General features: G+C 42.6%; 10 protein-coding genes. 4 read left to right on the top strand and 6 right to left on the bottom strand.

The features are described from left to right. From glnL to ACWPW6_RS01285, 3 genes are all read right to left on the bottom strand, one after another. A complete protein-coding gene (gene glnL, locus ACWPW6_RS01275; protein ID WP_154624403.1) occupies nucleotides 1-1050 on the bottom strand; it encodes a nitrogen regulation protein NR(II) in 1050 nt (349 codons plus the stop codon). Nucleotides 1051-1221: 171 nt separating this feature from the next. Next, on the bottom strand, nucleotides 1222-2631 hold the full coding sequence (glnA, locus tag ACWPW6_RS01280; protein ID WP_154624404.1) for a glutamate--ammonia ligase: 1410 nt from the start codon (nucleotides 2629-2631) through the stop codon (nucleotides 1222-1224). Nucleotides 2632-3008: 377 nt separating this feature from the next. Then, nucleotides 3009-3665, bottom strand: a complete 657-nt coding sequence (locus tag ACWPW6_RS01285; protein WP_231131838.1) for a PadR family transcriptional regulator — start codon at nucleotides 3663-3665, stop codon at nucleotides 3009-3011. 421 nt (nucleotides 3666-4086) lie between these two features. On the opposite strand from ACWPW6_RS01285, the gene typA reads away from it, so the two are divergent. Then, nucleotides 4087-5910 (top strand): ribosome-dependent GTPase TypA, encoded by a 1824-nt coding sequence (gene typA / locus ACWPW6_RS01290; protein ID WP_163860532.1) that lies wholly within the window; start codon nucleotides 4087-4089, stop codon nucleotides 5908-5910. 73 nt (nucleotides 5911-5983) lie between these two features. Here typA and abgT read toward each other — a convergent pair whose 3' ends face one another. From abgT to ACWPW6_RS01305, 3 genes are all read right to left on the bottom strand, one after another. After that, nucleotides 5984-7513 (bottom strand): p-aminobenzoyl-glutamate transporter, encoded by a 1530-nt coding sequence (gene abgT, locus ACWPW6_RS01295; protein ID WP_154624406.1) that lies wholly within the window; start codon nucleotides 7511-7513, stop codon nucleotides 5984-5986. Nucleotides 7514-7600: 87 nt separating this feature from the next. Beyond that, nucleotides 7601-9049 (bottom strand): M20 family metallopeptidase, encoded by a 1449-nt coding sequence (locus ACWPW6_RS01300; protein WP_163860533.1) that lies wholly within the window; start codon nucleotides 9047-9049, stop codon nucleotides 7601-7603. Further along, on the bottom strand, nucleotides 9042-10367 hold the full coding sequence (locus ACWPW6_RS01305) for a M20 family metallo-hydrolase (RefSeq protein WP_163860534.1): 1326 nt from the start codon (nucleotides 10365-10367) through the stop codon (nucleotides 9042-9044). The genes ACWPW6_RS01300 and ACWPW6_RS01305 overlap by 8 nt, the downstream gene beginning before the upstream one ends. 269 nt (nucleotides 10368-10636) lie before the next feature. Here ACWPW6_RS01305 and ACWPW6_RS01310 point away from each other — a divergent pair, with 269 nt between their 5' ends. From ACWPW6_RS01310 to dtd, 3 genes are all read left to right on the top strand, one after another. Next, nucleotides 10637-11560 (top strand): LysR family transcriptional regulator, encoded by a 924-nt coding sequence (locus ACWPW6_RS01310; protein WP_163860535.1) that lies wholly within the window; start codon nucleotides 10637-10639, stop codon nucleotides 11558-11560. Nucleotides 11561-11647: 87 nt separating this feature from the next. Next, nucleotides 11648-12262 (top strand): glucose-1-phosphatase, encoded by a 615-nt coding sequence (gene yihX / locus ACWPW6_RS01315; RefSeq protein ID WP_154622469.1) that lies wholly within the window; start codon nucleotides 11648-11650, stop codon nucleotides 12260-12262. Between the two features lie 60 nt (nucleotides 12263-12322). Then, nucleotides 12323-12760: a D-aminoacyl-tRNA deacylase gene (dtd, locus tag ACWPW6_RS01320; protein WP_154622470.1), complete on the top strand. Its 438-nt coding sequence runs from the start codon at nucleotides 12323-12325 to the stop codon at nucleotides 12758-12760. Nucleotides 12761-12771 lie beyond the last annotated feature (11 nt).

The following is a 12771-nucleotide window of genomic DNA, read 5'->3' on the forward strand; positions in this document are numbered from 1 at the left end:
CTATTTTTTAATTGGTAGATAAATAGAAAACTCGGTATGACCGGGCCAACTGGTAAATTCAATTTTTCCTGCATGTTGGTCAACTAAACTATGAACGATGGATAGACCTAATCCCGTGCCACCTAAGCGACCACTTACCATGGGGTAAAATAAGGTGTCTTGTATAGCTAATGGAATGCCTGGGCCATTATCTTCGATATCGATACGTGCCGCTAAGCGATAACGTTCACCTTGCAACATCACTTGAAATGCGGTGCGAGTTCGTAATGTAATCGTACCACCTGTCTCAGAAAGCGCTTGTAACGCATTACGAATAATATTTAGCAGAACCTGCTCAATTTGGTCAGGATAGTATTCAAGGTCAGGCAAGCTTGGATCATAATCGCGGACTAATGTGATGTTGTCTGGTTTTTCTAACGACACCAATCGGACGATATTTTCAGCGCTATGATGAATGCTTTGTTGTGTTTTAGGACCGGGGTATTGTGGGCCTAGTAACCGGTCAACCAAGGCTCTTAGCCGATCTGCTTGCTCAATAATGACTTGTGTATATTCGTTTAATTGTGGATCCGGCAAGGCTTTAGAGAGCAACTGAGCCGCTCCTCTTAGGCCGCCTAAGGGGTTTTTGATCTCGTGAGCAAGCCCTCTGATGAGCTCTCTTGCTGCTAATTGTTGGGCATTTTGTACTTGTTCTTGGCTTAGCCGACGTTGACTGTCTAATTGATAAAGCTCTAATAAAATAAATTGGCTAGAAAAAGGCTGTGCGCTTAACGCCATCACATGGGAGTGATTATTAAACACCAGCGTGACCTCGTTATCGGTAAAACTGTGGCCTTCTTTTAAACTGTTTAACATTAACTCGTCATTTAAAGAGCAATAACTACAAAGAACAGGTAATGGTGTGCCATATATCTTGCGTTGACTTTGCGCAAGTATTTGCAAAGCCGCGTGATTAGCATAATGAATCACAAGGTCATAATCGACAATTAAGACGCTGTTTAACAGTGAGTTGAGGATGTGTTCTGGTGCTGGCAAATGTTCGGCTTTCATGTAATTCTGCTCCTGCACTATTTTGGTGCATTATACTTGATTTACCCAACAAAGCTGCAACTTGAATAACAATGCCGTTAATTTATCTATTACTAAAAAGTCAGAGAAAAGGCCCCATCAAAGATGGGGCAAATGTTTCACGGCAACAAAGACTAGCAGTGGAACGGCGTGTTACACACTGTAGTACATTTCAAATTCTAGTGGATGCGGCGTCATGCGGACACGTTGAATATCGTTACGCAGTAATTCAATGTAGGCGTCGATAGCGTCATTAGTGAAGACACCACCACGCGTTAAGAATTCGCGATTTTTATCTAATTCATTCAGCGCTTCTTCTAATGAACCCGCAACCGTTGGGATCTCTTTCGCTTCTTCTGGTGGCAAGTCATACAAGTTTTTATCCATTGCATCACCTGGGTGGATCTTGTTGATGATGCCATCAAGACCCGCCATTAGCTGGGCAGCAAACGCCAAATAAGGGTTAGCAGCAGGGTCTGGGAAACGAACTTCAATACGGCGCGCTTTGGTGCTAGCAACAACAGGAATACGGATAGATGCTGAGCGGTTACGTGCTGAGTAAGCCAACATAACGGGTGCTTCAAACCCAGGAACCAAACGTTTATAGGAGTTGGTTGTTGGGTTAGTGAAGGCATTCAACGCACGAGCGTGTTTGATAATACCGCCAATGTAGTAAAGCGCCATTTCAGATAACCCGCCGTACTTATCGCCTGCAAATAGGTTGATACCATCTTTTGACAGTGACATATGACAGTGCATACCTGAACCGTTATCGCCAACTAAAGGTTTTGGCATAAAGGTCGCTGTTTTACCATAAGCATGTGCGACGTTATGCACGACATATTTATAAATCTGAGTTTCATCCGCTTTTTTCGTCATTGTATTAAAGCGACATGCCACTTCGTTTTGTCCAGCAGTAGCGACTTCATGGTGATGCGCTTCAACCACTAAGCCCATTTCTTCCATTGTGGTGCACATTGCAGAACGCAAGTCCTGTGAAGAATCGACAGGCGGAACAGGGAAATAGCCGCCTTTTACGCCTGGACGATGACCTTTGTTACCACCTTCATATTTAGTGCCGGTATTCCATGCCGCTTCAATATCATCGATATGATAGTAGCTGCTGTGCATGCTATTACCAAAACGGATGTCATCAAAGATGAAGAATTCAGGTTCTGGCCCAAATAACACGGTATCCGCGATCCCACTAGAACGTAAAAAATCTTCCGCGCGTTGAGAGATAGAACGAGGGTCACGGTCGTAACCTTGCATGGTACCTGGCTCAAGGATATCGCAACGAATGATCAATGTTGGATCCGCAAAAAATGGGTCAAGCATTGCAGTTGATGGATCTGGCATGAGCACCATGTCAGATTCGTTAATGCCTTTCCAGCCACCAATCGATGAACCGTCAAACATTTTGCCTTCTTCAAAGAAGTCTTCGTTGACTTGATGAGCAGGGATGGTGATGTGCTGCTCTTTACCTTTGGTATCAGTAAAACGCAAATCGATAAATTTTATTTTGTGCTCTTCTATCAGCGATAAAACGTGTTCTGAGGACATCGTCGGCTCTCCTGGTCAGGTCGGTTTTGCAAAATAATCACAGGCAGTTGGATTATTTTTTGCCATTATTTCTGGCTTTTCAGCGTCAGTTAATCAAGGTGTCACTTCTTACATAAAAATATAAGCGAAAAACGTGCCAACTTTTAAAATAGCCTAAATACGGCATATTACAACGTTATGACAAACGGATAAGGAAATAAACAGCAGTAATTGCACTAATATGGTGCAATTTACTTTTTGATTGCACAGATGTAGTGCAATTTGACTAGGATGGGATTTAAATTGACGTAATAAAGTCGATTGATTGGCTATTTAGCCTTGTGCTTGACGTCTAAGCCCAAGGCTGTTCATTTTATAAAAATGGCTAAATAACAACATTATTCATCGACATTGTCAGTCAGTAATGTGTTTACTTGCTCAATTTGCTGTACTGCATCATTAATGATCTGTGCGATTTGGCGTGTTTGGGTTTCATTTAGTTGCTTTAGCACCATTTTATGGCGCAATAATGCTTTGAAACGGTGAACCGCCATTTCGATTTCTTCGGATAAATTACCGCCGTGCTGCATGTCGCGAGCTTTGGCTAATTTACGGAAAATAGTGGCCTCAATCTCTTGATTCGCTTTTAAATGTTCGGCACCTTCCGCGGTAATTTTGAAGCTTTTACGATTACGTTCAATTATTTCTGATTCAAGAAAACCTTGCTCTTCAAGTAATGTTAGCGTTGGGTAAACGACCCCAGGGCTTGGTACATATAAACCACTGGACGCTTCTTGAATATCTTTAATGATTTCATAGCCATAGCTTGGTTTTTTGGCAACTAATGACAGCACCATAATGTGCAAATCACCATGGTCGAATAAACGACGTAATCCACGTCCACGACCTTTATGACGACCTTCGCCATGTCTACGGCCCTTACCATGACAATGACGACCTTCACCATGACCATGATCTTCGCCGTGGCAACATTGATGTCCATGGCCGTCTTCATGGCGTGAATGATAAACATGACGGCAGGTATGAATTCGCATATAATCCTCCTTAATTAGATATATCGAATTAGCTTGAGTTAAATATAAATAGATATATCTAATTGGTCAATTTAGATATATCTAAATCACATTAAAAGGGTCGAAAACTAGATATTGTGCAAAAAAATCTATTTTTTATTCTTTTTTTAGGCGGATAATTAATGGTACAAAGTGTATTATTCTGCTACTTTGTGGTTTTTCAGTACTGATACGGGTTATTTTCTGATATATTCCGCGATTGTTACGCAACTGAATGTTTTTTAGTTAAAAACTTTTTATACAGTGATGGGTTTCACATTTATTCCACTTGTGCGGAAAAACGTGTAAAATAACAGCAAATTAACGTAGAAAGTATGCTTCCTATATCGATTTAGGCGCAATAAAGCATATTCCTTTCCTGTCAATTAAACGGTAAAAATCCTTGTCAATTCAAAACTTAAGAAATATCGCCATCATCGCTCACGTTGACCATGGCAAGACAACACTGGTTGGTAAATTACTACAGCAATCAGGCACGTTCGGTGAACGTGAAACTGTAGATGAGCGTGTTATGGACTCCAATGACTTGGAGAAAGAGCGCGGTATCACCATCCTTGCTAAAAACACCGCGATCAAATGGAATGACTATCGCATTAACATCGTAGATACCCCAGGCCACGCCGACTTCGGTGGTGAAGTTGAACGTGTTATGTCAATGGTTGACAGCGTTCTGCTGGTGGTTGATGCGACTGATGGTCCTATGCCTCAAACGCGTTTCGTTACCCAAAAAGCGTTTGATAATGGCTTAAAACCCATTGTTGTTATCAATAAAGTTGACCGCCCAGGCTCACGTCCTGATTGGGTAGTTGACCAAGTATTTGATTTATTCGTTAACTTAGGTGCAACGGATGAACAGCTTGATTTCCCTATTGTTTATGCATCTGCAATAAACGGTATTGCGGGTCTTGACCATACTGATATGGCTGAAGACATGACCCCACTTTACGAAGCTATCGTAAAATACGTTGAGCCACCAAAAGTTGATCTGGAAGGCCCTTTCCAGATGCAAGTATCACAGCTAGATTACAACAGCTACTTAGGTGTTATTGGTATTGGTCGTATCAAGCGTGGTACAGTGAAACCAAACCAGCAAGTGACGGTGATCGACAGCGAAGGTAACACTCGCAATGGTAAAATTGGTAAGGTACTGACTCACTTAGGTTTAGAGCGTATTGACTCTCAACAAGCTGAAGCTGGTGACATCGTTGCGCTGACGGGGTTAGGTGAACTTAATATCTCCGACACGATTTGTAACGTGGGGAATGTGGAAGCGCTGCCTGCATTAGCGGTAGATGAGCCAACAGTTAGCATGTTCTATTGTGTTAACACCTCACCATTCTGTGGTCGTGAAGGTAAGTTTGTGACATCTCGTCAGATTCTTGACCGCTTGAATAAAGAACTCGTTCATAACGTGGCGTTGCGTGTTGAAGAAACCCAAGATCCAGACGCATTCCGTGTTTCTGGTCGTGGTGAGTTGCACTTATCTGTTCTGATCGAAAATATGCGTCGTGAAGGTTTCGAATTGGCGGTTTCTCGTCCAAAAGTTATCTTCCGTGAAGTTGATGGTCGTAAACAAGAGCCATTTGAACAAGTGACCTTAGATGTTGAAGAACAACACCAAGGTGATGTCATGAAGGCGTTGGGTGAACGTAAAGGTGACCTACGCGATATGATGCCAGATGGTAAAGGTCGTGTACGTCTTGACTACATCATTCCTAGCCGTGGCCTGATTGGCTTCCGTACTGAGTTCATGACGATGACATCAGGTACTGGCTTACTGTATTCAACATTCAGCCACTATGATGATGTTCGTCCGGGTGAAATCGGCGGCCGCCAAAATGGCGTATTGATTTCAAACGGTCAAGGTAAAGCGGTTGCTTATGCACTGTACAGCCTGCAAGACCGCGGTAAGCTGTTCTTAGGTCACGGTGCAGAAGTGTATGAAGGCCAAATCATTGGTATTCACTCACGTTCAAATGACCTGACTGTTAACTGCTTAACAGGTAAGAAATTGACTAACATGCGTGCATCGGGTACTGACGAAGCCACAACGCTGTCGCCACCAATCAAAATGACTCTGGAACAAGCGCTTGAGTTTATTGATGATGACGAGTTAGTTGAGGTCACTCCACAGTCTATTCGCCTACGTAAGCGTCACTTGACTGAAAACGATCGCCGCCGTGCAAATCGTTCAAAAGATGACTAATTATCGTTAGCGAGATAGCTATCATGAAGAAGGCGCCCAAAAGGCGCCTTTTTTATCCGTATAGGCAGATGCGTTAAGGATGGAGTAGAGGATAAACCCCTGGGCCTATTGGTAAGCCGGCATAGTACCAACCTACGAGTAGCAATATCCAAACGCCAAAGAAGACTAATGGGTAAGGCAAAATTAAGGTGTAATAGGTGCCGAGTTGGGCATTTTTGTAATATCGCTGCAAGAACCCTAAAAATAGTGGCAAGAAAGGGGACATAGGCGCTAGCGGTAATACGGCAGAATCTGCAATGCGGAAAACTATTTGGGCAAAAGCTGGGTGGAAGCCTAATAAAACAAACATGGGCACAAAGATAGGCGCTAGGATAGACCAAATCGCCGAGCCACTCGCAATAAACATACATAAAAATGCGGATAAAAACATCAAGCCAATAAACGCAGGAACACCTGTCATCCCTAAATTTTCAAGTAAGTCAGTTAAACCTATTGCCATAAATTTCCCCATATTGCTCCAATTGAAAAAAGCAACAAACTGGGAAAGTGGGAAAACCATAACAATAAAGCCTGCCATGCTTTTCATTGGGTCAACTAATAAATCAGGGATATCGTTTGGTTTTTTAATCTGCTTTGTCGAAATACCATAAGTAATAGATACCACAAAGAAGAAAATAATAATGACAGGAACAATGCCTTTAATGAAAGGAGATGGAATAACTGAGCCAGTTTGAGGGTCACGAAGCGGGGCGCCTTCCGGCACAACCATTAACGCAACAATAGCGATAAAGATGAGTGCTGAAAGTCCGCTCATTAATAACCCACGGTTTTGTAATGGTGTCAGTTTTTCTAAGCGGTCATTAGAGGTTCCTTCCCATTTTGGTAGCCTAGGCTCAATAAATTTGTCCGTGAGTAATGCGCCAGCAATCGTTAAGACAATCACGGAAGTCGCCATAAAATACCAGTTATCAATCACACTAACATGTAAGTTAGGGTCAATGATCATTGCCGCCTCAGTACTAATGCCTGAAAGTAAAACGTCGGTGGTGACAATGAGTAAGTTAGCGGTGAATCCCGAACCTACGCCGGCAATAGCGGCGAGTAAGCCTGCAACTGGGTGACGCCCTACCGCAATAAAAATTAATGCGCCTAATGGGGGCATAACGACAAGAGCCGCATCTGATGAAATATGGCTAAAAAACGCGATAAAGAGCACCATGTAACTGGCATAGCGTTTATTAATTCCTGACGCCATTTTGTACATTAAGGCTTGCAATAAACCTACTTTCTCAGCGAGACCCGCCCCGATAACTAATGCGAGAATTGCCCCAAGAGGCGCGAAGCTACTAAAGTTTTTGACGATATTAGGCAATATCCATTGAATGCCTTCAACGCTCAATAAATTCTTAACCGAAACCAGTTCACCGTTAGCGGGATTTTTGACGGATAAATCGAACCAAGACAGTATTGCAGTAGCAACCATTAGGATCGCGAGAAGATAGACGAAGAGAATAAAAGGATTAGGTATTTTATTCCCGACACGCTCTATCCAACGAAAAATAGCACCTGGACTTTTATTCATTGAAGTTGCAGTTTGATTCATGATGTTTTCCTATGTATTTGCAATTATTGTTATTTTTATAATTGTGATGGCGGGCGTTATGATTGTTATTTGCCCGCCAATGTCACGTTACTGCAATTTTGACGGCTTCACGTCAGATGGAATTGGACAGTGATAAGGTTGTTCATCACGCTGACGTTGGAATTCATTTTTTGCTTGAGCAAGTAAGCTGGGTGTCGTTAATAGTTCGACGGCAGTAGCGGCCATAATTTTTCCTGCTAATAACATGCCTTTATGCGCAATGGATGTTCTGCCTTGTGCAACTAATTGCCATGTATGTAGAGGCGTACCGAATGCAAAGCAGGGACTAAAACACTGTGCGGTCGGGGTCACCCAACTGACATCGCCCACATCGGTGGAGCCGTACATCAGCTCTTTTGATTCAACATAAGGTAAAACCTCATCTGTTAGCGCTTTATTGCCTTGACGTTCACCCCAATGAACCGCTTCTTCACCACCACTACGCGCTGCATTTAATTTGGCATTGCGTAAATCATCTTTAGTGAGTGTGGCATGGATCTCCTCGGCAAATTGGCGTTCTTGCGAGTCATATTCAGGAATGCCGTAAGTGGTAATATGTTGGTACATCGCTTTTTCAATCGTACGATTTGGTACATAATTTGAACATGCTTTATCAAAACGAATATCGAGTTCTGTACCTGTCATCAAGGCGGCACCTTTAGCGATATCAATAACGCGTTGATATATATCTTGAGCTTGGTCTAGTTGAGGAGCGCGTACAAGGTACAAGACTTCAGCATCGGCTTGAACGACATTTGGGGAGGCGCCCCCTGTATTCGTCACTGCATAGTGAATACGTGCTTCTTGAATAACATGCTCACGTAAGAATTGAACACCCACATTCATTAAACTGACGGCATCCAGCGCACTACGTCCTAAATGAGGTGAGTTTGCCGCATGTGCTGCAATACCTTTGAAACGGAACGCTGTCTGGATATTGGCAAGTGATTGCACATTAAAAACGCCACTGAAAGATTCAGGATGCCAGGTGACAGCAGCATCTACATCATCAAAGAGGCCTTCTCTTACCATGAAAGTTTTACCAGAACCGCCTTCTTCTCCAGGGCAGCCATAGAAACGTACGGTGCCTGACAACTGGTTTTCTTCGAGCCACGCTTTTACAGCAAAGGCTGAGGATAATGCGGCAGTGCCAAGTAAATTATGCCCACAACCGTGGCCGTTACCATTTTCAATAACAGGATTAGGTTGACTACAAGCCGAATGCTGACTTAAACCTGCAAGTGCATCGTATTCACCGAGTAAAGCAATAACAGGGGTACCTGAGCCAAAACTGGCGATGAACGCGGTTTCTATATCACCAACCCCTCTTTCAACCTGAAAGCCCTCTTGCTCCAGCGCATCGGCAAGAAGATTAGCAGAAAAGGTCTCTTCAAACCGCGTTTCAGGGTGGTCCCAAATCGCATCACTTAACTGGGTAAAACGAGTACGATTTTGCTCAATATAATTATTAATAAAGGATGTGAATGTCTTACTCATGAGTTTTGCCTCCAAATTCAGGTAGCGAAAGCGCGATGGTCGCTAAGGTTTTGACGGCAACAGGCATGACATCTTCATCAAAATCAAAGCGCTCGTTGTGGTGACCCGCGCTTAATTCAGTACCGAAAATCATATAGGTTGCTTGTCCACCTTGTGCTTTTGTACGCTCCATAAAATAGGTCGCATCTTCTGAACCCGCAGCTTGAGGTTTATCTTTGATGACGGAGGTCAGCTCAGGGATTTTGTTCTGTGCAAGACCCATAATAAAATCGACCCATTCAGGGCTAGGGTGACTACTTTGTGCCGCTCCCATTAAGTTGATTTTGAAATCAACATCCTGCATTTTTGCTGCACCTTCGATGACATTAAGTGCTTTTTGATACATAAATTCGTTGATTTCATTCGTTTCGCCGCGTGTCTCGACTTTCATTAAGGCGTGATCGGCAATCACATTACGTCCGATACCTGCATTCAGTACGCCAACATTAATACGAGAGCTACCTTCACTGTGACGAGGGATAGCATATAGGCCAAGTGTCGCTTGAGCCGCAGCCACTAATGCGTTTTTACCTTCTTCGGGCCTTGCTCCCGAATGGGCTGCTTTACCATGAAATGTGACATCAAATTTAGTCGTAGCGAGAAAACTTTTGCTACCGCACACGAGTTCCCCTTTCGGAACACCTGTACCGATATGTATTGCGACAAAAAAATCCACATCATCGACCACACCCGCGGTTGCCATTGATTTTGCGCCGCGAGTTCCTTCCTCAGCCGGTTGGAAAATCAGTTTAATTCGACCTGTTAGCTGTGATTGAAACTGCTTCAATATATGAGCTAAACCAAGGCCAATAGCGGTATGTCCATCATGACCACAGGCGTGCATCATGTGTGAATTACAAGAAGCAAAGCCTTCTGCATGAGGGCGGTGTTGTGCGGTGAGATCCTCATTAAGGTCTAATGCATCCATGTCGACACGAAAGGCGAGTGTCGGTCCTGGTTTACCGGTATCTAATGTGGCAACGATACCGGTAAATCCGCCAGAAAAATGGGGAAGCCATTCTGTTAACGCACCTTGCTCAATAGCGCGTTTTTCTTGTTCGGCAAACTGTTCTGGTGTCGGCAACCCCATACGATCTTCCGCTTTAATAACGTCTTTTCCGAGTTGTAGCTGATAGCCAAGGCGAGCGAGTTCATCTGCGACTCGTGTTGCGGTTCGAAATTCAAACCAACCTGATTCTGCATATTGATGGAAGTCACGGCGCCAAAGTTGTAGTTGATGTGTGATGGACTCAATGGCGTTATTTAAAGAAATCTCCATAATTGTTATCTCTTTTAGTTATCACGATAAAATAGAATGGCTCGGTATAAATACCCAGTACGATTTGATTTCGGTGAAATTAAATTTTATTTAATAATTTCAAAATAATTTAATATGTTGTGTTTCTTTATTTTAATAAATAAAAATAGTTAATAAGTATTGATGTTAATTATTTGTTATCGTCATGCATTGACTGTACACAATCAAAATAGGGTAAAAAAGATACAATTATCTTTGCCTATATAACTAATGGTTATCAGGGAATTCATATGGCTTTGCCAATAAAACTGAATCAGTTGAGAGCGTTTGTCGAGGTAAGTCGCCATGGCAGTATTAGAGCGGCTAGTCGTTTTTTACAGCTTTCTCAGCCCGCATTAACGAAGTCTATTCGTGAATTAGAGGCTTCTTTAGGCGCAAAATTGTTTATTCGCAGTAATCAAGGGATCTATCTGACGGAAAGTGGAGAAAGTTTTTTGCGTCGTGCCAGTATCATTCTTGAAGAGTTACGTGTCGGGCAAGAAGAGATACAGCAGCGTATAGGCTTATCCAGCGGCACGATTAATATTGGGGTTGCAGGCAGTATTGCGCGTTCAGTGATGCCAAAAGTGATTATTCAATTCCATCGTGACTTTCCAAATATCAAAATTCGGATTATGGAAGGACAACTCTTGACGATGTTACCTCAGTTACGCCAAGGTGAGCTCGATTTCACTGTAAATACGTATTATCCCGGTAGCCTAGATGCGGAATTCAATTTTGAACGTTTAATGAGCAAGGAATACAAGGTGATCATGCGTAAAGATCACCCAATGAAGCATGCCACCTCATTAGAGCAGCTCACCCACTGTGATTGGACGATGCCAACACCGAAAGGCACTTACTATAAGCAACTGTCTGAGGTGTTCTCTAGGATGGATAAACCGATGAGCTTTAGTGTGACGTGTGAAACCTTGATCGGTTGTATGAGTTTAGTGGCGCAGAGTGATTTCTTGACGATAGTGTCTATCGATACTATTGATGACCCTCTATTTGAACAACAATTCATTGCGCTCGATCTCGCTGAAAAGCTTCCTTATGCGACTTTTGCTCTTGTACGACGTCGGGATCATACGTTATCGCCAGCAGGTGAACATTTGGCGAGATTATTCCGTATCTACTGTCACGATAGAGATGATGGTCACGTGTATTCATAAAAAACAAAAAATAATCTGTAATTAGGGCTGTTCAGTTGTATGAATAATGATTAAAGTGAATTTAGTTAATAACAACGAGGAAACGGTATGCTGTATATCTTCGATATGGGTAATGTGATTATTGATATCGACTTTAATCGTGTATTTGATAAATGGTCAGAACTCAGTGGAATACCGTCTGAGCAAATCAAGTCGCGGTTTACTTTTGGGAATATCTTCCAACAACATGAATGTGGCAAAATCTCAGATATCGAATTTGCAGAAATGTTATGTGAAGAACTTGGCATTACACTCAGTTTTGAAGAATTCGCGGAAGGCTGGCATGCGATATTTATGTCAGTAAGACCAGAAGTGATTGATATCATGGAACGCCTTCGTGAACAGGGGCATCGTGTGGTTGTTTTATCTAACACTAACCGCCTACACCTTGATTACTGGCCTGAACATTATCCTGAAATTGCAGCTTCCTCAGACTTTTTATACTTATCTCAAGACCTGGGGATGCGCAAACCTGATCCAGCTATTTACCAATATGTTCTTGAATCTGAAGGGTTTGATGCAGCTGATGCTATCTTCTTTGATGATGTCGAGGACAATATTAAGGCTGCCGAAGCATTAGGTATTAAAGGTGTCCATGTCGTGAATAAAGACACGGTACCTGAATATTTCCGCACTTATGACTTCAGTGCTGAAGTCGAATAATTGATGAATTATCACCATGGAGTAACCTAAACTGTTACTCCATATTTTTGTCGAGTTATCATGATTGCATTAATACAGAGAGTCGCTCATGCAGCAGTGGTTGTTGATGAGCAGGTGGTTGGTCAAATTGATTCTGGGTTACTTGTTTTGCTCGGTGTTGAAAAAGATGATGATGAACAAAAAGCAAAACGGTTGTGTGAAAAAGTACTTGGCTATCGGATTTTTAGTGATGAACAGGGAAAAATGAACCTGAATGTTCAACAAGCGGGTGGGAGCTTATTAGTTGTCTCTCAATTTACATTGGCAGCTGATACTAAAAAAGGAATGAGACCTAGTTTTTCTGGGGGAGCTGAACCTACGCGGGCTGAACAATTATATGAATATTTTGTTGAGCAAAGTCGCCAACAAGGTGTGATCACTGAAACAGGGCAATTTGCCGCGGATATGCAAGTCAGCCTGACCAATGACGGTCCTGTGACTTTCTGGTTGCAAGTCTAATTCTACTATTA

This window comes from Providencia sp. Marseille-Q8014 (assembly GCF_965112055.1).